24 protein-coding genes are annotated in these 22,380 nt (G+C 64.5%); 19 read left to right on the top strand and 5 right to left on the bottom strand.

From position 1 onward, the window contains the following. The first annotated feature begins 61 nt into the window (after positions 1-61). From PCJ21_RS13325 to lpdA, 13 genes are all read left to right on the top strand, one after another. A complete protein-coding gene (locus PCJ21_RS13325; protein WP_269931899.1) occupies positions 62-193 on the top strand; it encodes a hypothetical protein in 132 nt (43 codons plus the stop codon). A 346-nt stretch (positions 194-539) separates the two neighbouring features. Beyond that, a complete protein-coding gene (gene mdh / locus PCJ21_RS13330) occupies positions 540-1,508 on the top strand; it encodes a malate dehydrogenase (RefSeq protein WP_269931900.1) in 969 nt (322 codons plus the stop codon). A 9-nt stretch (positions 1,509-1,517) separates the two neighbouring features. Continuing rightward, positions 1,518-2,714 carry an ADP-forming succinate--CoA ligase subunit beta gene (sucC, locus tag PCJ21_RS13335; RefSeq protein WP_269931901.1) on the top strand — a complete coding sequence of 399 codons (1,197 nt, stop codon included), beginning with the start codon at positions 1,518-1,520 and terminating at the stop codon, positions 2,712-2,714. Positions 2,715-2,718: 4 nt separating this feature from the next. Further along, a complete protein-coding gene (sucD, locus tag PCJ21_RS13340; RefSeq protein ID WP_269931902.1) occupies positions 2,719-3,621 on the top strand; it encodes a succinate--CoA ligase subunit alpha in 903 nt (300 codons plus the stop codon). Between the two features lie 194 nt (positions 3,622-3,815). Next, the gene (locus tag PCJ21_RS13345; protein ID WP_269931903.1) at positions 3,816-6,803 is read left to right on the top strand and encodes a 2-oxoglutarate dehydrogenase E1 component; all 2,988 of its coding nucleotides are present in this window, start codon (positions 3,816-3,818) and stop codon (positions 6,801-6,803) included. A gap of 21 nt (positions 6,804-6,824) precedes the next feature. Next, on the top strand, positions 6,825-8,084 hold the full coding sequence (gene odhB / locus PCJ21_RS13350; protein ID WP_269931904.1) for a 2-oxoglutarate dehydrogenase complex dihydrolipoyllysine-residue succinyltransferase: 1,260 nt from the start codon (positions 6,825-6,827) through the stop codon (positions 8,082-8,084). Between the two features lie 104 nt (positions 8,085-8,188). Beyond that, positions 8,189-8,611 (top strand): hypothetical protein, encoded by a 423-nt coding sequence (locus tag PCJ21_RS13355; RefSeq protein WP_269931905.1) that lies wholly within the window; start codon positions 8,189-8,191, stop codon positions 8,609-8,611. Positions 8,612-8,809: 198 nt separating this feature from the next. Further along, on the top strand, positions 8,810-9,223 hold the full coding sequence (locus tag PCJ21_RS13360) for an MAPEG family protein (protein ID WP_269931906.1): 414 nt from the start codon (positions 8,810-8,812) through the stop codon (positions 9,221-9,223). A 36-nt stretch (positions 9,224-9,259) separates the two neighbouring features. After that, positions 9,260-9,718 (top strand): VOC family protein, encoded by a 459-nt coding sequence (locus PCJ21_RS13365; RefSeq protein ID WP_269931907.1) that lies wholly within the window; start codon positions 9,260-9,262, stop codon positions 9,716-9,718. After that, the gene (locus tag PCJ21_RS13370) at positions 9,715-10,359 is read left to right on the top strand and encodes a LysE family transporter (protein ID WP_269931908.1); all 645 of its coding nucleotides are present in this window, start codon (positions 9,715-9,717) and stop codon (positions 10,357-10,359) included. Before PCJ21_RS13365 ends, PCJ21_RS13370 begins: the two co-directional genes overlap by 4 nt. Next, positions 10,359-10,853 (top strand): hypothetical protein, encoded by a 495-nt coding sequence (locus PCJ21_RS13375; protein WP_269931909.1) that lies wholly within the window; start codon positions 10,359-10,361, stop codon positions 10,851-10,853. Before PCJ21_RS13370 ends, PCJ21_RS13375 begins: the two co-directional genes overlap by 1 nt. Next, a complete protein-coding gene (locus tag PCJ21_RS13380; protein ID WP_269931910.1) occupies positions 10,850-11,605 on the top strand; it encodes an SDR family oxidoreductase in 756 nt (251 codons plus the stop codon). Before PCJ21_RS13375 ends, PCJ21_RS13380 begins: the two co-directional genes overlap by 4 nt. Before the next feature lie 27 nt (positions 11,606-11,632). Continuing rightward, a complete protein-coding gene (gene lpdA, locus PCJ21_RS13385) occupies positions 11,633-13,039 on the top strand; it encodes a dihydrolipoyl dehydrogenase (RefSeq protein WP_269931911.1) in 1,407 nt (468 codons plus the stop codon). Positions 13,040-13,107: 68 nt separating this feature from the next. On the opposite strand, the gene PCJ21_RS13390 is transcribed toward lpdA, so the two are convergent. The 3 genes from PCJ21_RS13390 to PCJ21_RS13400 form a co-directional block, all read right to left on the bottom strand. After that, positions 13,108-13,449 carry a hypothetical protein gene (locus tag PCJ21_RS13390; RefSeq protein ID WP_269931912.1) on the bottom strand — a complete coding sequence of 114 codons (342 nt, stop codon included), beginning with the start codon at positions 13,447-13,449 and terminating at the stop codon, positions 13,108-13,110. A gap of 264 nt (positions 13,450-13,713) precedes the next feature. Then, positions 13,714-14,784, bottom strand: coding sequence for a TraB/GumN family protein (locus PCJ21_RS13395; protein WP_269931913.1), 1,071 nt, complete (start codon positions 14,782-14,784; stop codon positions 13,714-13,716). 65 nt (positions 14,785-14,849) lie between these two features. After that, a complete protein-coding gene (locus PCJ21_RS13400; RefSeq protein WP_269931914.1) occupies positions 14,850-15,788 on the bottom strand; it encodes a tyrosine recombinase XerC in 939 nt (312 codons plus the stop codon). A gap of 70 nt (positions 15,789-15,858) precedes the next feature. Between PCJ21_RS13400 and rimM the strand changes: the two genes are divergently transcribed. Together rimM and trmD are read left to right on the top strand one after the other, a co-directional pair. After that, a complete protein-coding gene (gene rimM, locus PCJ21_RS13405) occupies positions 15,859-16,455 on the top strand; it encodes a ribosome maturation factor RimM (protein ID WP_269931915.1) in 597 nt (198 codons plus the stop codon). Further along, positions 16,452-17,153 (top strand): tRNA (guanosine(37)-N1)-methyltransferase TrmD, encoded by a 702-nt coding sequence (gene trmD / locus PCJ21_RS13410; protein ID WP_269932047.1) that lies wholly within the window; start codon positions 16,452-16,454, stop codon positions 17,151-17,153. Before rimM ends, trmD begins: the two co-directional genes overlap by 4 nt. A gap of 75 nt (positions 17,154-17,228) precedes the next feature. Here the strand turns inward: trmD and PCJ21_RS13415 are convergent, their stop codons facing one another. Continuing rightward, a complete protein-coding gene (locus PCJ21_RS13415; RefSeq protein ID WP_269931916.1) occupies positions 17,229-17,984 on the bottom strand; it encodes a sulfite exporter TauE/SafE family protein in 756 nt (251 codons plus the stop codon). Positions 17,985-18,342: 358 nt separating this feature from the next. Between PCJ21_RS13415 and rplS the strand changes: the two genes are divergently transcribed. From rplS to PCJ21_RS13430, 3 genes are all read left to right on the top strand, one after another. Next, a complete protein-coding gene (gene rplS, locus PCJ21_RS13420) occupies positions 18,343-18,879 on the top strand; it encodes a 50S ribosomal protein L19 (RefSeq protein WP_269931917.1) in 537 nt (178 codons plus the stop codon). A gap of 178 nt (positions 18,880-19,057) precedes the next feature. Beyond that, positions 19,058-19,855 (top strand): transporter substrate-binding domain-containing protein, encoded by a 798-nt coding sequence (locus tag PCJ21_RS13425; RefSeq protein ID WP_442866010.1) that lies wholly within the window; start codon positions 19,058-19,060, stop codon positions 19,853-19,855. A 44-nt stretch (positions 19,856-19,899) separates the two neighbouring features. Beyond that, positions 19,900-20,715 (top strand): amino acid ABC transporter permease, encoded by an 816-nt coding sequence (locus PCJ21_RS13430; RefSeq protein ID WP_269931918.1) that lies wholly within the window; start codon positions 19,900-19,902, stop codon positions 20,713-20,715. A 38-nt stretch (positions 20,716-20,753) separates the two neighbouring features. Here the strand turns inward: PCJ21_RS13430 and PCJ21_RS13435 are convergent, their stop codons facing one another. Beyond that, a complete protein-coding gene (locus tag PCJ21_RS13435) occupies positions 20,754-21,485 on the bottom strand; it encodes a hypothetical protein (protein ID WP_269931919.1) in 732 nt (243 codons plus the stop codon). Positions 21,486-21,579: 94 nt separating this feature from the next. On the opposite strand from PCJ21_RS13435, the gene PCJ21_RS13440 reads away from it, so the two are divergent. Further along, positions 21,580-22,137: a MarR family winged helix-turn-helix transcriptional regulator gene (locus PCJ21_RS13440; RefSeq protein WP_269931920.1), complete on the top strand. Its 558-nt coding sequence runs from the start codon at positions 21,580-21,582 to the stop codon at positions 22,135-22,137. Positions 22,138-22,380: the final 243 nt, after the last annotated feature.

Genomic DNA, 22,380 nt, shown 5'->3' on the forward strand with positions numbered 1-22,380 from the left:
CCGCCGGGGCGAAAGCTCCGGCGGCTTTTTTGTCTTGGGGCGCGGCCCTGCCTGGGAGAAGGTGAGGTCGCGTGCCGCGCCTCCCGAAAGGCAAGGCAGCGTGCTGGCCTCGCTCGGACACGGGGTGGATCATTGCGATCGCCTGCGCCACATCTCGGCCATCATCGAGGGCGACGAAGAGACGATGGACTGACGAGCCGAGGCAGGCTTTCGACCCGATGGGATCAACAGGCCGTCGAGGGCATAAGGTGCGGCGGCGTCGAGCCATGCCGCATCGTCGCGGCCGCGGACCCGGATGGCCGCTATCGCCGTTTCCTTCATCTTTCGTTTGTATTTTTGTCATAAAATTTTGACGTTTACGTAAATCCCAATGTTTCTAACCGATTGAAATAGTTGAGCTCGAAATAATCGGTTGAATTTTTTTGGCCGCGGAGCTATTGCGAGCCGCTATTTCTGGCTGCATTCTCGCGGCCTCTCTGGCCCAAACCTACTCCACCCCGCCGCCCGCGGCGTCGTTCAAGGCAAAGGGAATTTCCTTCATGGCACGTAACAAGATAGCCCTTATCGGCTCCGGCATGATCGGCGGTACGCTCGCCCACATGATCGGGCTCAAGGAACTCGGCGACGTCGTTCTGTTCGACATTGCCGAAGGCATTCCGCAGGGCAAAGGGCTTGATATTGCCGAGTCGTCGCCGGTCGATGGCTTCGACGCCCGCTATGTCGGCGTCAACGACTATGCCGGCATCGAGGGTGCGGATGTCTGCATCGTCACCGCCGGCGTGCCGCGTAAGCCGGGCATGAGCCGCGACGACCTCCTGGGCATCAACCTGAAGGTCATGGAGCAGGTCGGCGCCGGCATCAAGAAGTATGCCCCGAACGCCTTCGTCATCTGCATCACCAACCCGCTCGACGCCATGGTCTGGGCACTGCAGAAGTTCTCGGGCCTGCCCAAGAGCCACGTCGTCGGCATGGCCGGCGTGCTCGACTCGGCGCGCTTCCGCTACTTCCTGGCCGACGAGTTCAAGGTTTCGGTCGAGGACGTCAACGCCATGACGCTGGGCGGCCACGGCGACGACATGGTGCCGATGGTGCGTTATTCGACGGTTGCCGGCATTCCGCTGCCGGACCTGATCAAGATGGGCTGGACCACCCAGGAGAAGCTTGACGCCATCGTCGAGCGCACCCGCAAGGGCGGCGGCGAGATCGTCGGCCTGCTCAAGACCGGCTCGGCCTACTACGCACCGGCCTCGTCGGCGGTTGCCATGGCTGAAGCCTACCTGCGCGACAAGAAGCGCGTCCTGCCGTGCGCGACGCACCTGTCGGGCCAGTACGGCATCAAGGACATGTATGTCGGCGTTCCGGTGGTGATCGGCGCCGGTGGCGTCGAGCGCATCATCGAGATCGATTTCAACAAGGCCGAACAGAAGATGTTCGAGAAGTCGGTCGAGGCCGTGAAGGGCCTCTGCGACGCCTGCGTGGCGATCGCGCCGAACCTGGCCAAGAAGTAAGGGGTTCAGATGAACATTCACGAGTATCAGGGCAAGCAGTTGCTCAAGGGTTTCGGAGCGCCGGTCGCTGACGGCGTTCCGGTGTTCAAGATCGAGGAAGCGGAAGCTGCCGCAAAGGCGCTGCCGGGCCCGCTCTACGTGGTCAAGAGCCAGATCCACGCCGGCGGCCGCGGCAAGGGCAAGTTCAAGGAACTGCCGGCTGACGCCAAGGGCGGCGTGCGTCTCGCCAAGTCGATTGAAGAGGTCGTCGCCTTCTCCAAGGAGATGCTCGGCAACACGCTGGTGACCAAGCAGACCGGCCCGGCCGGCAAGCAGGTCAACCGCCTCTACATCGAAGACGGCGCCGACATCGACCGCGAGCTGTACCTGTCGATCCTGGTCGACCGTTCGGTCGGCCGGATTGCCTTCGTGGTTTCGACCGAAGGCGGCATGGACATCGAGGCGGTTGCGCATGACACGCCGGAAAAGATCATCACCGTTGCGATCGACCCGGAAGCGGGCGTGACGGCTGCCGACCTCAAGGCGTTGAATGCAGCGCTCGAACTTTCGGGCGAAGCCGCTTCGGACGGCGAAAAGCTGTTCCCGATCCTCTACAAGGCGTTTGTCGAAAAGGACATGAGCCTGCTCGAGGTCAACCCGCTGATCGTCATGAAGAATGGCCGCCTGCGCGTTCTTGACGCCAAGGTGTCGTTCGACAACAACGCGCTGTTCCGTCACCCCGACGTGCTCGAGCTGCGTGACACCACCGAAGAAGACGCCAAGGAAATCGAAGCGTCGAAGTATGACCTCGCCTATGTCGCCCTCGACGGCAACATCGGCTGCATGGTCAACGGCGCCGGCCTGGCGATGGCCACGATGGACATCATCAAGCTGTATGGCGCAGAGCCGGCCAACTTCCTCGACGTCGGCGGCGGCGCTTCGAAGGAGAAGGTGACGGCGGCGTTCAAGATCATCACCGCCGACCCGGCGGTCGAAGGCATCCTGGTCAACATCTTCGGCGGCATCATGAAGTGCGATGTCATCGCCGAAGGCGTGATCGCCGCGGTCAAGGAAGTGGGCCTGAAGGTTCCGCTGGTCGTGCGTCTCGAAGGCACCAATGTCGAACTCGGCAAGAAGATCATCAACGAGAGCGGGCTGAACGTCATCTCGGCCGACGACCTCGACGACGCTGCAAAGAAGATCGTCGCTGCGGTGAAGGGTAACTAAATCCATGTCCATTCTCATCGACAAGAACACCAAGATCCTGGTGCAGGGCCTGACCGGCAAGACCGGCACGTTCCACACCGAACAGGCGCTGGCCTATCACGGCACCAAGATGGTCGGCGGCATCCACCCCAAGAAGGGCGGCGAGAACTGGACCGGCGCCAAGGGCGAGACCCTGCCGATCTTCGCTTCGGTTGCCGAAGGCAAGGAAAAGACCGGCGCCAATGCGTCCGTGGTCTATGTCCCGCCGGCAGGCGCAGCCGAGGCTATCATCGAGGCGATCGAAGCCGAGATCCCGCTGATCGTCTGCATCACCGAGGGCATCCCGGTGACCGACATGATCAAGGTCAAGGCGCGCCTCGACCGTTCGGCCTCGCGCCTGATCGGCCCGAACTGCCCGGGCATCGTCACCCCCGACCAGTGCAAGATCGGCATCATGCCGGGCAACATCTTCCGCAAGGGTTCGGTCGGCGTTGTCTCGCGCTCGGGAACGCTTACCTATGAAGCGGTGTTCCAGACCACCAATGCGGGCCTCGGCCAGTCGACGGCTGTCGGCATCGGCGGCGACCCGGTCAAGGGCACGGAATTCATCGACATGCTCGAGATGTTCCTGGCCGACGACGAGACCAAGTCGATCATCATGATCGGCGAGATCGGCGGCTCGGCCGAAGAGGACGCAGCGCAGTTCCTCATCGACGAAGCCAAGCGCGGCCGCAAGAAGCCGATGGCCGGCTTCATCGCCGGACGCACCGCACCGGAAGGCCGCACCATGGGCCATGCGGGTGCTGTGATCTCCGGCGGCAAGGGCGGCGCGGAAGACAAGATCGCGGCCATGGAGGCAGCGGGCATCCGCGTGTCGCCGTCGCCGGCACGTCTCGGCACCACGCTGGTCGAGGCGATCAAGGGCTGAAAAGGGCCTGACGGCTCATACTGAGAAGGAGTCTTTCGCGGCGCAAGCCCGCCAGCCATCTCACCTGAAATGCCCTCTCCCTGCATATCGCGGGGGGAGGGCGTCGGCGCTTGAACCCCAGGGGGTGACGCGGCGGCAGGGCGAGGCGGCGCGAAGGACCAAAACAAGGAGACGGAGCAGAGCTCCGAGATCAGATGGCACGATCAGATCAGGCCAACGACCAATTTTCCCTCACTTCGTTCCTCTATGGCGGCAACGCCGACTACATCGAGGCCCTGCACGCCGCCTATCTCGACGATCCTGAATCGGTCGATCGCGAGTGGCAGGACTTCTTCGGCGCGCTGAAGGACGACGCGGGCGACATCCGCAAGAACGCCAAGGGCGCGTCCTGGTCGACGCCGAGCTGGCCGCTGCAGGCCAATGGCGAGCTGGTTTCCGCACTCGACGGCAACTGGGGCATGGTCGAGAAGCTCATCGAAAAGAAGGTCAAGGACAAGGCCGCGGCCGAAGGCGTGAAGCCCTCGCCGGTCGATGTCCTGCAAGCGACCCGCGACTCGGTTCGCGCCATCATGATGATCCGCGCCTACCGCATGCGCGGGCACTTGCACGCCAATCTCGACCCGCTCGGCATCGCCAAGCCGCTCGAGGACTACAACGAGTTGTCGCCCGAGGCCTACGGCTTCACCGAGGCCGACTATGACCGCCCGATCTTCATCGACCACGTGCTCGGTCTCGAATACGCGACCATCCGCGCGATGCTCGAGATCCTCAAGCGCACCTATTGCTCGACGCTCGGCGTCGAGTTCATGCACATCTCGGATCCCGAGGAAAAGGCGTGGATCCAGGCCCGCATCGAGGGTCCGGACAAGGAAATCAGCTTCACTGCCGAGGGCAAGAAGGCGATCCTGTCCAAGCTGGTCGAGGCCGAAGGCTTCGAGCAGTTCATCGACGTCAAGTACAAGGGCACCAAGCGCTTCGGCCTCGACGGCGGCGAAGCGCTGATCCCGGCGCTGGAGCAGATCATCAAGCGCGGCGGCGCGCTTGGCCTGCAGGAGGTCGTGCTCGGCATGGCCCACCGCGGCCGCCTCAACGTGCTCAGCCAGGTGATGGCCAAGCCGCACCGCGCCATCTTCCACGAGTTCAAGGGCGGTTCCTACGCCCCTGACGACGTCGAAGGCTCGGGCGACGTGAAGTACCACCTCGGCGCGTCGTCGGACCGCGAGTTCGACGGCAACAAGGTGCACCTGTCGCTGACCGCCAACCCCTCGCACCTCGAGATCGTCGATCCGGTGGTGATGGGCAAGGCCCGCGCCAAGCAGGACCAGCTGTTCGGCCGCGCCCGCGGCGAGATCGTGCCGCAGGAAGAGCGCGCCAAGGTGATGCCGCTGCTGCTGCACGGCGACGCGGCATTCGCCGGCCAGGGCGTGATCGCCGAAATCCTCGGCCTGTCGGGCCTGCGCGGCCATCGCGTCGCCGGCACGCTGCACGTGATCATCAACAACCAGATCGGCTTCACGACCAACCCGCGCTTCTCGCGCTCGTCGCCCTATCCGTCCGATGTCGCCAAGATGATCGAGGCGCCGATCTTCCACGTCAATGGCGACGATCCGGAAGCCGTGGTGTTCGCCGCCAAGGTGGCGACCGAATTCCGCATGAAGTTCCACAAGCCTGTCGTCGTGGACATGTTCTGCTACCGCCGCTTCGGCCACAACGAAGGCGACGAGCCGGGCTTCACCCAGCCGATCATGTACCGCAACATCCGCACCCATAAGACGGTGGTGCAGGTCTACGCGGACAAGCTGATCGGCGAAGGCCTGGTGAACCAGGCCGACGTCGACCAGATGCGCGCCGACTGGCGCGCCAACCTCGAGACCGAGTTCGAGGCAGGCCAGGCCTACAAGCCGAACAAGGCCGACTGGCTCGACGGCGCATGGTCCGGCCTGCGCGCCGCCGACAACCAGGACGAGCTGCGCCGTGGCAAGACTGCCGTGCCGGTCAAGACGCTGAAGGAAGTCGGCAAGAAGCTGACCGAAGTGCCTAAGGATTTCGAGGTCCACCGCACCATCGGCCGCTTCCTTGAAAACCGCCGCCAGGCGATCGAATCCGGCGAAGGCATCGACTGGGCAACGGCGGAATCGCTGGCATTCGGCTCGATCCTGCTCGACGGCAATCCGATCCGCCTGTCGGGCCAGGATTCCGAGCGCGGCACGTTCTCGCAGCGCCACACCGTGCTCTACGACCAGCGCGACGAGAACCGCTACATCCCGCTCAACAACCTGTCGGCGGCGCAGGCCGGCTACGAGGTCATCAACTCGATGCTCTCGGAAGAGGCCGTGCTCGGCTTCGAATACGGCTACAGCCTCGCCGAGCCCAAGGCGCTGACGCTGTGGGAAGCGCAGTTCGGCGACTTCGCCAACGGCGCGCAGGTGGTGTTCGACCAGTTCATCTCGTCTGGCGAACGCAAGTGGCTGCGCATGTCGGGCCTCGTCTGCCTGTTGCCGCATGGCTATGAAGGCCAGGGCCCCGAGCACTCCTCGGCACGCCTCGAGCGCTTCCTCCAGCTCTGCGCCGAAGACAACATGCAGGTGGCCAACGTCACCACGCCGGCCAACTACTTCCACATCCTGCGCCGGCAGCTGAAGCGCGACTTCCGCAAGCCGCTGATCCTGATGACGCCGAAGTCGCTGCTGCGCCACAAGCGCGCCGTGTCTTCGCTGTCGGAGATGTCGGGCGAAAGCTCGTTCCACCGCCTGCTGTGGGACGACGCCCAATATCTCGGCAACGAGCCGATCAAGCTGGTCAAGGATTCGAAGATCCGCCGCGTCGTGCTGTGCACCGGCAAGGTCTATTACGACCTCTACGAGGAGCGCGAGAAGCGGGGTATCGACGACATCTACCTGCTGCGCGTCGAGCAGCTCTATCCGTTCCCGGCCAAGGCGCTGATCACCGAACTCAGCCGCTTCCGCAACGCGGAGATGGTCTGGTGCCAGGAAGAGCCAAAGAACATGGGTGCGTGGTCGTTCATCGACCCGTATCTGGAATGGGTGCTCGCCCACATCGACGCCAAGCATCAGCGCGTGCGCTACACCGGCCGTCCGGCCGCCGCCTCCCCGGCGACGGGCCTGATGTCCAAGCACCTGGCTCAGCTCCAGGCTTTCCTCGACGACGCCCTCGGCGAATAACCAAGAACGGACAGGCAAAAAATGGCTACCGAAATCCGTGTCCCCACCCTCGGCGAATCCGTTTCCGAGGCAACCATCGGCAAGTGGTTCAAGCAGGTTGGCGATGCGATTGCCGCTGACGAACCCCTGGTCGAGCTCGAGACCGACAAGGTCACGATCGAAGTGCCGGCACCTAGCGCTGGCGTGCTCTCCGAACAGACCGTCAAGGAAGGCGACACCGTCGGTGTCGCCGCGCTGCTCGGCATGATCGACGCTGGCGCAGGCGCGCCGGCCACCAAGCCCGGGGCGGTTGCCCAGGCATCGTCCCCGAACGCTGCGTCGACCGTCAAGGAGGCCGTGGCGCAGACCGCCGCCGTCGCCGGCGCACCGGCCATCGAAGAGCGCAAGATGCCGCCGGCTCCTGCCGCTGCCAAGCTGCTCGCCGAGGCCAACATCGCGGTCGACCAGATTGCGGGTTCGGGCAAGCGCGGCCAGGTGCTGAAGGGCGACGTGCTCGACGCCATCGCCAAGGGCGTTTCGGCTCCGGCTTCGGTTCCCGCCGCACCGGCCGCCGCCCGCGCTCCGTCGAGCACTGAAGATGCACCGCGTGAAGAACGCGTGCGCATGACCAAGCTGCGCCAGACGATTGCCCGCCGCCTCAAGGAAGCGCAGTCGACGGCTGCCATGCTGACCACCTTCAACGAGGTGGACATGAGCGCGGTGATGTCGCTGCGTTCGAAGTACAAGGACATCTTCGAGAAGAAGCATGGCGTGAAGCTAGGTTTCATGGGCTTCTTCACCAAGGCGGTGACGCATGCGCTGAAGGAAATCCCGGCCGTCAACGCAGAGATCGACGGCACCGACATCATCTACAAGAACTTCGCCCATGTCGGCGTCGCCGTCGGAACGGACAAGGGCCTGGTGGTTCCCGTCGTGCGCGATGCCGACCAGATGTCGATCGCCGAGATCGAGAAGGAAATCGGCCGTCTCGGCGTCGCCGCGCGCGATGGCAAGCTGTCGGTCGCCGACATGCAGGGCGGCACCTTCACCATCTCGAACGGCGGCGTCTACGGTTCGCTGATGTCGACGCCGATCCTGAATGCGCCGCAGTCTGGCATCCTGGGCATGCACAAGATCCAGGACCGACCGGTCGTGGTCGGCGGCCAGATCGTCATCCGTCCGATGATGTATCTCGCGCTGTCCTACGATCACCGCATCGTCGACGGCAAGGAAGCCGTGACCTTCCTGGTGCGGGTCAAGGACAGCCTGGAAGATCCGGAACGCCTGGTGCTGGACCTTTAAGACATCCAGCCCTACTGTTCGCGCGTTCGCGTGGGCAGTCGTGCGATGTAATCTTGGCCAAGCTGCGGCGAACCTGAGCTTGGCTGAGATATGAGGGGGCGGAATTGAGGAAGTTGTCGCAACTTTTGGGCGCAACCTTGGCGGCGTTGCTTTTGGCATTCACGCTCAACGGCGCAGAGGCGAAAACAACCCACCTCAAATGGAACAAATCAACTTCGAAAGGCCGCACATTCGTCGTCGCCGAACACTGGGACGCCAATCGGGATTGCAGTGTTCGTGCATTTCCAGCCGCAAAGGTGGTGTCACCCCCGAAGCATGGAAAAACCAGAGTCGGACGCGGAAAGATCAAGCTATCGAGCAAACATGCGCGAGACCCGTACTATAAATGCAGATCGCTGATCGTGTCCGGTACAACGATTCAGTATACACCGGAGCCCGGGTTTACTGGAAAGGATGTGCTGAAGATTCGCGTACATTACAGCACGGGCGATATTCATGAGATCGATGTTGTCGTAACTGTTCGCTGAGCCCGTGCCGACGCCTGCATAGCCGCGGGTTTACTGTCGTTGGTGAGATTGTTGCAAGGAACGGGGATGCTGGCTGTTTCCTGGCCGCTGTCTGGATAGCGGACAACAGCCTCGCAGATCATGTTTTGAGTTGAGAGCGATGGCTTTTGAACTGGAGATATCCCCGATGGACGTTTGCTCGGGCTTTGGCGAGGGCTGATGGAAGCCGCTGCAGCGTCGACTGAAATCTGGGTCCTGGGCTGGAGTGTCGTGCTGCTGCTCGTGCACATACTGGTGCAGGCGCTTTCGCTCGACCTGTCGGGCGATTTCAGCATCAAGTACCTGCTCAGTTCGCGCGACGACGGCCGCGCGCCAAAAAGCATCGTTTCAGGGCGTCTGATCCGGTCGCTCAACAACATGCTGGAGACCTATCCCGCCTTCATCGCGCTTGCACTGGCGCTGGCGGTGACTGGCAAGACGGGCGAGCTGGGTGCCGTGGGCGCCGTGATGTGGATCGTCGCCCGCGTTGTCTATGCCTTCCTGTACGTGGCCGGCGTTCCCGTGCTGCGTACGCTCGTCTGGTTCGTTTCGATCGCGGGGCTGGTCCTGATGGTCGTGCGGCTTATGACGTAACATCGCTGCCTGAAGAAACCGAAACGAGACGGTCGCATGGCTTTCGAACCCGACATTCCCCCGATCCAGGTGCATCTCTGCGTCAAGGGCGGCAAGGAGGCGATCGCCTTCTACGAAAGAGCATTCGACGCGGTCGAGACCTTCGAGCAGATGGCCGATGACGGGCTTCGCGTGCTGCATGCGAACCTCGCGATGTTCGGCAGCGAGGTGATGCTGCACGACGAGTTTCCCGAATTCGGTGACGACGTGCTGTCGCCCCTGAGCCGTGGCGGCGCAAGCATGACCGTCAACATCAATTTGAAGCTGCCCGGGCAAGTCGACCAGGCGGTCGAGCGCGCGGTAGCGGCAGGCGCGAAGGCTGTCATGGAGCCCGACGACATGTTCTGGGGCGCCCGCTACGCCAAGATCCAGGATCCGTTCGGCCATGTCTGGGCGTTCAACGCGCCCTTGGGCAATGCCAGCCTGGGCGCGCCGGCGAAGGATCAAAAGGCATGACGCAATACGCTTTCGAGTTTGCCGGACTGATGGCCGTCTTCGCCGTGCTGATGGTCATGCCGGGCGCCGACTTCGTCATGGTCGTGCGCCAGAGCGTGGTGCATGGCCGCCGCGCCGCCATCATCACCAGTGTCGGCATCGGCGTGTCGCTGCTGTTCCATGTCAGCTACACCATCCTGGGCATCGGCCTGATCGTGTCGAAATCGCTGCTGGTGTTTTCGCTGCTGAAATGGGCCGGTGCGGCCTATCTCGTCTATCTCGGCATCAAGGCGCTGCGCGCCGGGCCGATGGAGACGGTGTCGCTCGATGTGCCTGAGGGAACCGAGCCGGCGAAGCAGGTCTCGGCTGCACGCTGCTTCCTGACGGGCTTCGTCACCAATGCGCTGAACCCAAAGGCGGTGCTGTTTTTCCTGCCGCTTTTCACGGCGATGGTCAGCCATCAGACGCCGGCCGCCGTGAAGGGCGTCTATGGCCTGTTGATGGCCGTGGTGCTGATCGCGTGGTTCGTCGGCGTGTCGATGTTCTTCACCATGGCGTCGGTGCGCGAGCGCTTCGTTGCCTGGGGCCGCTGGTTCAACAAGGCGACCGGCATGATCTTCATCGGGCTTGGCATCAAGCTCGCAACGACGCAGGCCGGCTGATGCGGCTAGCGGCGTTCACCACGGCTCTTGCGGTTCTGTCGGCGACGCCGGCCGATGCCGCCTGCCCGATCGAGCTCGCCGTCTATGGCGAGCGCGAAGGGGCAGCTGAGATCGACTTCCAGCCGACGCTGGAATCGGCAACCGTCACCAACAGCTTCAAGATGGTGCTCGACAACGATGTCGTGCTCGACGGCGTGGTGATGTGGTCGCAGGACGTGGCCCGGCCGAACGGCATGCTGATGCACCAGTGCCCGGAAGGCGACGTGACCGGCGAGGAGATCGAGGCCTGCACGGTGTGGCAGGGCGTGATCTACAGCGTCGACGAGCAGGGCAATGTCGGGCTTTTGCCGCGCGAGCGCATCGCTGCGGCAGCGCCGAAGAAGCTGATCTTCTCCGATCTCGGCCATGGCTTGAGGTCGTCCGCAGCCTATGGCCCCGACGGCTTTTCCAAGGTGCCGTGGGACGTTTTCGAGCTGAAGGGGTGCCAGGAATGAGCGCCCGGGGGAAAGTACTCTTGGTGACCGGCGGCAGCCGCGGCATCGGCGCTGCCATTTGCAGGCTGGCGGCCGGGGCCGGCTATCGCGTGGCGTTCAGCTACGTGTCGAACGATGCAGCGGCAAACGAGCTGGTGGCGGAACTGAAGGCTGCCGGCGGCGAGGCGATCGCCATCAAGGGCGATGTCGGCAATGAGGCCGACGTGCTGGCCATGTTCGCCGAGGTCGACCGGACCTACGGCCGGCTCGACGCCTTCGTCAACAATGCCGGCGTCGTCGACATGAAGGCGCGCGTCGACGAGATGAGCGTCGCCCGGCTCGAGCGCATGATGCGCATCAACGTCATAGGCTCGATCCTGTGCGCCCGCGAGGCGGTCAAGCGCATGTCGAGCCTGCGCGGTGGCGCGGGTGGCGCCATCGTCAACATCTCGTCGGCGGCGGCCTCGCTCGGCTCGCCCGGCGAGTATGTCGACTATGCCGCCTCCAAGGGCGCGATCGACACCTTGACCATAGGGCTGGCCAAGGAAGTCGCGACCGAGGGCGTGCGCGTCAATGCGGTGCGTCCCGGCATCATCGATACCGAAATCCACGCGTCCGGCGGACAGCCGGACCGGGTTGCAGCCATTCGCGGCCTCGTGCCGATGAAACGCGAAGGCAAAGCACAAGAAGTTGCCCATGCCGTCATCTGGCTTTTGTCGGATGAGGCATCATATACGACGGGCTCGATTTTGAACGTGAGCGGCGGCCGTTGACCGCCCCAAGGCAAGAAGGACAGGACAATGGCATATGACGTCGTCGTAATCGGATCAGGCCCCGGCGGCTATGTGTGCGCCATCAAGGCAGCACAGCTTGGCTTGAAGGTGGCCGTGGTCGAGAAGAACGCGACCTTCGGCGGCACCTGCCTCAACATCGGCTGCATTCCCTCCAAGGCGCTGCTGCATGCGTCGGAAATGCTGGCCGAGGCGCAGCATTCCTTCGACGCGCTCGGCGTCGAGGTCGGCACGCCGAAGATGAACCTGACCAAGATGATGGCGCACAAGGATGCGACCGTAGCCGCCAACGTCAATGGCGTGTCGTTCCTGTTCAAGAAGAACAAGATCGACAGCTTCCAGGGCACCGGCAAGGTGCTGGGCGCCGGCAAGGTCGGCGTGACGGGCGCCGACGGCAAGACCCAGGAGCTCGAGACCAAGAACATCGTCATCGCCACGGGCTCCGACGTCGCCGGCATTCCGGGCGTCGGCGTCGCCTTCGACGAGAAGGTGATCATCTCCTCGACCGGCGGCCTGTCGCTTGAGAAGGTGCCCGGGCATCTGGTGGTGGTCGGCGGCGGCGTCATCGGCCTCGAACTGGGCTCGGTGTGGGCGCGCCTCGGCGCCAAGGTGACCGTGGTCGAGTATCTCGACACCATCCTGGGCGGCATGGACGGCGACGTCGCCAAGCAGTTCCAGCGCATGCTGGCCAAGCAAGGCTTCGAGTTCAAGCTCGGCTCCAAGGTGACTGATGTCGCCAAGGCCAAGAAGGGCGCGACGGTGACCTTCGAGCCCGTGAAGGGCGGTGCCGCCGAAACGATCGAGGCCGACGTCGTGCTGGTCGCCACCGGCCGACGTCCCTACACCGACGGCCTCGGCCTGAAGGAAGCCGGTGTCGAGATGGACGAGCGCGGCCGGGTCAAGACCGACGGCCACCTGCGCACCAACATCGCTGGCATCTATGCCATCGGCGACGTGGTCGTCGGCCCGATGCTGGCGCACAAGGCCGAAGACGAAGGCGTGGCGGTTGCCGAGATCATCGCCGGCCAGGCCGGCCATGTGAACTACGATGTCATCCCCGGCGTGGTCTACACCAGCCCGGAAGTCGCCTCCGTCGGCAAGACCGAAGAAGAGCTGAAGAAGGCCGGCGTCGCCTACAAGGTGGGCAAGTTCCCGTTCACGGCCAATGGCCGCGCCCGCGCCATGCTGCACACGGATGGCTTCGTCAAGGTTTTGGCCGACAAGGACAGCGACAAGGTATTGGGCGTCCAGATCGTCGGCTTCGGCGCCGGCGAGATGATCCACGAGGCGGCGGTGCTGATGGAATTCGGCGGCTCGTCGGAAGATCTCGGCCGTACCTGCCATGCGCATCCGACCATGTCGGAGGCGGTCAAGGAAGCAGCGCTCGCCACCTTCTTCAAGCCGATCCACATGTAGGAGCGCAGCGCCCGGATACGAAACGGCCCGCTCGATGAGCGGGCCGTTTGCATTTTTGGACTTCGATCTTAGTTGGCCGGTGCTGCCGGTGCAGGAGCCGTGGTGCCGCCGGCAGGCGCTGCCGGTTCCGCTGGCGCCGGGGTTGCCGGCTCGGCAGGAGCGGGCGTTGCAGGGGCAGGTTCAGCCGGTGCGGGAGCCATGGTGCCCGAAGGGGCTGGGGCCGGTTCTGCCGGCGCAGGCGCCGGCGTCGTTGCCGCCGGCGGTTCTGCCGGGGCGGGGGCTTCCGATGTTCTTCCGAACATGTAGTAGGCCAAGGCTGCAAGTATCACCACGATGATGGCAATCAGCCAGGTGTTACCCATGCCCGATTGCTTGGCCGGTGGGCGGCTCGGATCTGGATTGTTCACCATTGAGATCTCCCTCAGCTGCGCTCCGCAATGATTGCGTGAACATGACAATCAACGCGCGAAATGCGTTTCGGTTTCAATCCGGCCCAAAAATCCGCTCAGGATGTTTTGGTGGCGGCGTTTCGCCGCGCGGCGCAGCGGCAAGATGGGCATTGGTCTGTCGTGGCGGCAGCATCGAAGGCCGCTCCGGGCTGATGGCTCTACGCAAATGCCGTTTCACAGGGTGATCGTGCCGGCGATGCTGGCGCGCGTGGCGCGACAGGACAGCTAGCGGTCGCCGACGCTCACGGTGTAGCCGGCCTTGCGGAACAGCTCGACGAGACCGTCAGGTCCCGGCAGATGCATGGCGCCGACGGCCATGAAGACATCGCCCTGGTCGAGGATGGGGGCGGCGCGCTCGGCCATGGTCTTGTTGCGGGTGGTGACCATGGCTTCCTCGAAGGCAGCGTAACCCGAATCGTCCGAGGCGCCGGAGGGCAGTACATTGCGCACCAGCGGCCAGAACATGCCGGTGTCGCCGCGCTGGTAGAGCACCACCATGGTCTCGATGACGTCGTCCATGCGGCTGCCAAGCTTGAGGGTCTCGACCAGGCCCTGGATATGAAACTCCATGGGCAGCGAGGCCATCGCCGATAGCTGGTCGGCTGCCGTCTCCAGTCCCTTGACCTGCTTGCCGGCCGCCTTGGCCTGCTGGGCGAGGAGGATATCCAGCACCGGCGCGCCGCTTGCCTTGCGGTTCAGTTCGCATGCAGGCAGGGCCACCATCGACGACAGCATCCAGGGCTTCATCCTGACGATGCTGGCGGCGGGAATGCCGCGCGCTTCAAGCGCTGCGTTGACGATCTTGGCGTCCTCCGGCGACAGCAGCGACGGCAGCGTGGTCGCGTCGGTGAACATCATCAGTTCGGGCTGCTTCATCAGCGATGCCATCATCGCCTTGGGGTCGAGGACGTCGGTCGTTTCCATGACCAGCGTGTGCGCGCCGTCAAAGGCTTTCTGCGCAGCCGGCTCAAGGGTCGTGACGCGCGGGTCGGTGACGTGCATGGTGCCGTACAACCAGGATGGCCTCTGGCCGGGCTTCTCGAGCTTCCAAAGCAGGCCCTCGCCATTGAGCGTCTTGCGCGCCTCTTCCTCGATCGTCTTGAGCAAAGCGGGGTCGTTGTTGGCCAACTCGGCCAGCATGTCGACGCCGGTGCAGGCAGGTGCTTCGGCGCGGGCCTTGCCGGAGAGCAGCAAGGCCACGACAAAGAAGGCGATGACAAACAGCACGTTGAAGGCCGCAACCAGTTTCAGCGCGGTCGGAGCGGCACGATCGGCGATGGCGACGAGGCGTTTCATGGCCTTGGTGTAGCGCCCAAAAACGGCAAAACGGTTAATGCCGCAGCGACAATTGACGTGAAGAGTCAGGCACGCGGGTGGGCGGCCTCGTAGATATCAAGGAGGCGGGCGGTGTCGACGCCGGTGTAGATCTGGGTGGTCGACAGGGAGGCGTGGCCGAGCAGTTCCTGGATGGTCCTGAGGTCGCCACCGCGGCCGAGCAGATGGGTGGCGAAGGAATGGCGCAGCGCATGCGGCGTCGCGGTGTCGGGCAGGTTCAAGGCCGAACGCATCTTGCGCATTTCGCGCTGGATGATCGCCGGATCGAGCTGGCCGCCACGCGCGCCGCGAAACAGCGCGCCGTCGGCGTCGAGATGGTAGGGGCAAAGCTTGCGGTATTCGGCGACGGCCGCAAGCGCCACCGGCAGGACCGGCACCAGGCGCGTCTTGCCGCCCTTGCCGGTGACCCGCAGCACCGCATCCCCGGGCGAGGTGAGCGCGGTCCCCGACAGGCCGAGTGCCTCGGAAATGCGCAGGCCCGAGCCGTACAACAGGGTCAGGACTGCGGCGTTGCGCGCGGCGATCCAGGGTTCCTCGGCGAGTTGTTCGCCGGATGAGACGACGCGCTTGGCGTCGACGGCGGTCAGCGGCTTGGGCAGCGATTTCGGCTGCCTTGGCGCGCGCAGGGCGGCGGAACCGGCCGCGTTGACCAGGCCCTTGCGTTCGAGGAAGCGGAGCAGCGAACGGACGCCGGCGAGGCCGCGCCCGAGCGTGCGGGCACCGGCGCCATCGGCGCGGCGCGCCGCCAGGAAACCGCGCAGGTCGGCCGGGCGCAGGTCGCTGATGTCGGAAATGCCGGGTGGGCCGCCACAATGGCCGGTGAGAAACTGCAGGAACTGGCGCGTGTCGCGTTCGTAGGCGTCGACAGTCAGCGCCGACAACCGGCGTTCGCCCGAAAGCGCCTTGAGCCAGCCCTCGCGGGCCTGCTGCAGGTCTGGTTTTGCCGAGATGAGGAATTCCTGCATTGGCAGCGCGGGTCCGATTGAATAAGTCAGTGATGACTGAGCGAAGTTAGCAACCGGTGAAGCGCAGGCGATGGCCAAACTCGAAAATCCTATCCAGATGGCCGTGATCGGCGCCGCCCACGGCATCAAGGGCGAGTTGCGCGTCAAGACCTTTACCGGCGATCCGCTGGCCCTGGCCGACTATGGGCCCCTCTACGCCAAGGATGGACGCGCCTTCGAGATCGCCGCGATCCGCCCGGCCAACGAGGTGGTCGTGGTGCGCTTCAAGAACGTGACCGACCGCAACGCTGCCGAGGCCCTGACCGGCACGGAGCTCTTCGTCGACCGCTCGGCGCTGCCCGACGATGGCGAGGAGGGCGAGTTCTATCACACCGACCTCGTTGGACTTGTCGTCCGTGACGAAAACGGCGAGTCGGTCGGCAAGGTGTTTGCCGTGCAGAATTACGGCGGCGGCGATATTCTTGAAATCCAGTATCAGGGCCGCAAGGGCGTGCTGATCCCGTTCACGCAAGCCGCGGTGCCGGTTGTCGATATCGCTGGCGGTTTCGTGGCCATCGATACGGTGGCGGCCGGGCTGGTCGATGACGAAGACGACGAAAACGCGCCCTCGGATGGCGAGTTCGACAAGCGCCCGCGCGGCCCGAAGGACGCCGGGGGCAATCGCTGATGTTCCGCGCAACGGTGCTCACCTTGTATCCGGAGATGTTTCCGGGCGCGCTGGGGGTGTCACTGGCGGGGCGGGCGATGGAGCGTGGCGACTGGGCGCTAGAGGCGGTGCAGATCCGCGATTTCGCCACCGACAAGCACCGCACTGTCGACGACACGCCGGCTGGCGGCGGGGCCGGCATGGTGATGCGCGCCGACATCCTGGCCAAGGCCATTGACCATGCGTCTCCCGAGGGCGATGCGCGCCCGCGCATCCTGATGAGCCCGCGCGGCAAGCCGCTGACGCAGGAGCGCGTGCGCGAGCTTGCCGCGGGGCCGGGCGCGGTGATCCTGTGCGGCCGCTTCGAGGGCGTCGACCAGCGGGTGATCGACGCGCGCGAGCTGGAAGAGATTTCAGTCGGCGATTTCATTCTCTCCGGCGGCGAGCCGGCAGCACTGGTGCTGCTCGACGCGGTGGTGCGGCTGTTGCCCGGCGTGATGGGCAACGACGTATCGGGCGACGAGGAGAGCTTCGAAGGCGGGTTGCTCGAGCATCCGCATTACACCCGGCCTCAGGAATTCGAGGGCAGGGCCATTCCCGACGTGCTGACGTCGGGCAATCACGGCAAGATCGCCAAGTGGCGGCGGGCGGAAGCCGAGAAGCTGACCAAGGCGCGGCGGCCGGATCTATGGGCATCGCGGGTGGAGAAGAAGCAATAGGCGTTCGCGCCGCCCCTCACCCGCCTGCCGGCACCTTCTCCCCGTGAACGGGGAGAAGGGAGAAGCGGCGGCGTCTCAGCCCTTCGAGAAGTAGTAAAGCGCCAGGAAAATGCCGACCGCGATGACGAAGGCGCGGACGATGACCTGGGGGACGCGGCGGGCGAGCCAGACGCCGGCGTAGCCGCCGAGCGCGACGCCAGGCACCATGGCGGCGGCGGCCGCCCAAGTGACCACGCCGCCGGAAGCGAAGATGACGATGGCCACCGCTGCGATGACGATCGACAGCATATTCTTGAGAGCGTTGAGGCGATGGTAGTCGCCGCCTTCGGTGAGGCCGAGGGTGGCCAGCATCATCACGCCCATGCCGGCGCCGAAGAAGCCGCCATAGATCGAGGTGAAGAACTGGACGGCACGGCCGGCACGCGACGAGGGTGCACCCTCTGGACGTTCCGCAAGCTTCTTCGGGCGCAGCCATGGACCGGCGGCGAACAGGGCAGTGGCGGCGAGCAGCAGCCAGGGGACGAGCGCGCCGAACGAGACATTGTCGAGAGACAGCAGCAGGAGCGAGCCGCAAAGCGCGCCGATGGCGGAGATGACGGCGAAGGCCAGCGCGCCGCGCCACATGCGTTTGATGTCGGCCAGATAGGCCCAGGTCGAGGTGATATAGCCGGGAAACTGGGCGATCGACGAGGTGGCGTTGGCCGAGATCGGCGGGACGCCGATCATCGTCATGGCGCCGAAGGTGAGGAACGTGCCGCCGCCGGCGATGGCGTTGACGACGCCCGACAGGAAGCCGGCGAGAAAGAGGATGGCGACGGTTGCTAGGGTCACTTCGGCTGCCTGCGCTTGGGATTGCGCCTGCCGTTTAGGAAGCTGCGGCGCGCGACGCAACCCGTGGCTTGCCGAAGCATGCGTTCTGGTCCAAATGACAGGGCGGCCGGTCGAAAAGCTCGCGCTACACGCAACAGCTGCAAAAAAGCGGCCGATGAGGCGTGACAAATGGCCGAAATAGCGCTATGTGCCGGCCCGACCGGACGAAAAAATCGACCGGACCCGTCAATAGTGACGGTGTAGTCGCCCCTGCCTTTTCGAGCGAAAGCAAGAACTGGCATAACCGAGCGGTCCATGCGACTGCGAGGCGAGCGTAGGGCGCTCTGGCTGTCGGAACGAACAAGAAGAGGTAACTACGATGGACATCATCCGTCAGCTCGAGGCCGAACAGGCCGCCAAGATCGAAGCCAAGCGCACGCTTCCCGAATTCCAGTCCGGCGACACCGTTCGCGTTCTGGTTCGCGTCACCGAAGGTTCGCGTACCCGCGTCCAGGCCTATGAAGGCGTCGTGATCGCCCGTGCCGGCGCTGGCTTCCAGGAAAACTTCACCGTCCGCAAGATCTCCTATGGCGAAGGCGTGGAACGCGTGTTCCCGGTTTACTCGCCGATGATCGAGGGCGTCGAAATCGTTCGCCGCGGCAAGGTGCGTCGCGCCAAGCTGTACTACCTGCGCGACCGTCGCGGTAAGTCGGCTCGTATCGTCGAGAACACCAGCGTCCGCGCCCGCAAGCTGAACGACGCCGAGCGCGAAGCAGCAAACGCCGAGAAGGCCCGCATCGAGGCCGAGAAGGTCGCGGCCGCCCAGGCGCTGGCAGCCGAGAAGGCCGCTCAGGAAGCCGCCGAGAAGAAGGCCGCCGCAGAGGCAGCAGCCGCCGCAGAGGCCAGCGCAGAATAATCTGCGCCACGTTGGATTTCGAAAGGGCGGCCCTCGGGTCGCCCTTTTTCGTTTGAGCACAAGATTCCAAATTCTTCCCCCGCCATGACATCGCGCCGGCTTGCAAGCATGTCCGGGACGGCTAAAGTCTCGCGCAATCGACCGGTTGCCGGTCTCGGATATTTTGGGGAACCCGATGATGAAGAACTTCAAGCTGACGCTCGCCGGCGCGCTGGCCGTGGTGCTAATGCCGCTCGCCGCAATGGCCCAGACGCTGCCGGATCTCGGCGGTAAGACGGTGGTGGTGGTGACCGAGAACGCCTACCCGCCGCTGCAGTTCGTCGATCCCAAGAGCGGCAAGCAGATCGGCTGGGAATATGACGCCATGGACGAGATCGCCAAGCGTCTCAACTTCAAGGTCGAGTACCAGAACACCTCGTGGGACGCGATGATCCAGGCGGTCTCGGACGGCCAGTACCAGATCGGTATGACCGGCATCACCATCAAGGACGACCGCAAGGAGAAGGTCGATTTCTCCGATCCCTACATGCGCTCGCAGCAGTTCATGCTGGTGCGATCAGACGAGAGCCGCTTCACCGACGCCAAGAGCTTCGGCGCGTTCAAGGACGGGCTGATCGCGGCGCAGCCGGGCACCTCGCCATTCTATACGGCGGTCTACGAGGTGCTTGACGGCAACGAGCAGAACCCGCGCATCAAGCTGTTCGAGACCTTCGGCGCGACGGTGCAGGCGCTGAAGGCGGGCGACGTCGACCTGGTGCTGACAGACAGCGTCGCAGCGAAGGGCTATGTCGATGCTTCGGAAGGTAAGCTCAAGGTGGTTGGCGAGCCACTGGGCAGCGAAGACTTCGGCTTTATCTTCAAGAAGAGCTCGGACCTGGTCGCGCCGGTCAACGCCGCGATCGCCGCGCTGAAGGCTGACGGCACGCTCGATGCGCTGAACAAGAAGTGGTTCCTCGACTACAAGATGGGCCAGTGATCGCGCACGGCGGCCGGGCCGCCTTGCGCCCGCAGGCTTTTTGAATGCCGCCGTCATACCGTTCAGGCACAAAGGCGGATTTTCCCTGGTGGCTGGTGGCCGCCGGGGCAATCGCCGTCGCTGCCGCCCTGACGATCGCCGCGAGCGACGTCTACGGCCAGATACTGTCGACGCTGACCAAGGGGCTGTGGGTCACCTTGTTCGTGACGATTGTCGCTTTTGCGCTTGCCTCGGCGCTCGGCCTGTTCATCGCGCTGCTCGGGCTGTCCGGTTCGATATGGCTGCGCCAGATCGCGCGCTTCTATGTCGAAATCATCCGCGGGCTGCCGATCCTGGTGCTGCTGTTCTGGATCGCCTTCGTCGGCGCGCCGGCGTTTGTGTTCGCCTGGAACTGGGTGACCATCCCGCTGCAGTCGGCAGGGCTGGTCGAGCCGATGCAGGTGCGCGACTTCTCGCTGCTGTGGCGGGCGATCATTGCGCTGACGATTGCCTATTCGTCGTTCATCGCCGAAATCTTTCGCGCCGGCATCCAGGCCGTCGACATCGGCCAGATCGAGGCGGCCAAGGCGCTGGGGCTGTCGCGCTACCAGCGTTTTCGCCTGATCGTCTGGCCGCAGGCGTTCAGGACAATCCTGCCGCCCTATGGCAACGACTTCATCGCCATGGTCAAGGATTCCTCGCTCGTCTCGGTGCTTGGCGTCGCCGACATCACCCAGATGGCCAAGGTCTATGCCTCCGGGTCGTTCCGTTTCTTCGAGACCTATTCGATCGTCGCCTATGTCTATCTGCTGCTGACCGTCGGGCTGTCGCTCGGCCTCAGGGCGCTGGAGTGGCGGATGCGACGCGGGCGCGAGCAATAGCCGGACGCGGCAGGCGCCGCGTCCCGGCCTGCCGCAGCTTACTTGGCGGTCGTGATCTTGCCAGGCAGCGACAGATCGCCGGAGGCCACGTCGTGGACCCCGGTGACGCACAGGAGCGGCGCCTTGCCTGCGTCGTTGACGGTCAGTTCGGCGGTGACGGCGTCAAAGGCGACCGCATCCGCACCTTTCACCGGCACGGTGATCTTGGCGACCTTGCCCTTGAGCGACGGGCTCATGCCGGGGCTGTCGAGCGCCAGAGGCAGCATCGGGGCGGTGGCCGGCAGCACGTCCGTTCCCGGGGAAACGTCGAGCACCTTGAGGCCGGCGGCGCAGGCCTGGTCCTTGCCGAGCACGACCCAGTGCGAATGCCATGAGGCGCCATCATTGGCGGGGTCGCCATCGGCGTTTTCGTCGAACAGCGGCGTGTCATCGAAATCCGGATGGGCGGTGACCGCCAGCGCCAATATGCCCGACTTCGCGGCAAAGCCAGCGACGGAAGGGTCGAACCCCGTGGGCCAGACATAGGCGTTGACCTTCGCGCCAGGCAGCTTGCCGGTCGCCTTGGGCAGGACCGAGCCGGCCTCGCCCACCAGTTCCATCACGAAAGTGGCGAGGCGTCCATCGGTGGTTGCGCTGGCGGCGGTGATGTCGAAGGCTGCGGGCCTGGCCGGGTCGGCCGGGCTCGTGATGTCATGGGCAAGCGCGACCTGGGCAAGGCCGACCTGGCCGACGACGGCAAGGCCCGCTGCGCAGAATGGGAACGGTTTCATCGCTTCTCTCCAGTGGTATCGAGTCGATACAAAATGGGCATAGCAGCAAGGGCGACGCATTGCAAGATTGGTATTGATACGATACTAATTGCGCATGGATGACAGGAACAGCGCCGTCGAACTGGTCGAGCGGCTGACGCGAATCGTTGCCAATGAGGGCCATGCGCAGGGGCTGAAGCCGGCGCAGTGGGAGGCCTTGCGCTATCTGGCGCGGGCAAACCGGTTCTCGCGCACGCCAGGCGCGCTGACCGCCTATCTTGGCCTGACCAAGGGGACCGTGTCGCAGACCTTGATGGCGCTGGAGCGCAGCGGCTTCATCGAAAAGACCGCCAATCCCGGCGACGCGCGTTCCGTGCGGCTCGGCCTGTCGCCTGCCGGCGCCGACCTGTTGCGGCGCGACGGCATCGACACGCTCAGGCGGGCTTTCGACGGATTGCCGGCCGAGGTGCAGGCGGCGCTGGGGGACGGCCTGGAGCGGCTGGTCAAGGCCGGCTTGGCGGCGCGGGGCGGGCGCGCCTTCGGCGTGTGCCGGACGTGCCGGCATTTTGTCGCCGACGCAGGCGGGGCCGGCCGGCACTTCTGTGCGCTGCTCAAGGAGCAGTTGAGCGACGGCGATGCGGAACTGATCTGCCACGAGCAGGAAGCCGCCTGACGCCAAGGAGGCTTGGAGCTCGGCCGCCTGTCTCCGTTGCGTCCATTCGGGTCGCGCCAAGCAGCGCAATTGCCGGATAGGGAAAAGATTGATATGAGCAGGCCATGGAAGAGCTCTTTGGAGATCCGGCCTACAAGGGTTTCGTGCTGCAGGACCACAAGCGCCTGCCGTCGCGTTTCTTTGCCCGGATTTCAGGCGCGCTGACCAGCCGACTTATCTAGTCGCCTGCGCCTAGCCGACGGG

Source organism: Aminobacter sp. HY435, assembly GCF_027568395.1.
Classification (GTDB): Bacteria; Pseudomonadota; Alphaproteobacteria; order Rhizobiales; family Rhizobiaceae; genus Aminobacter.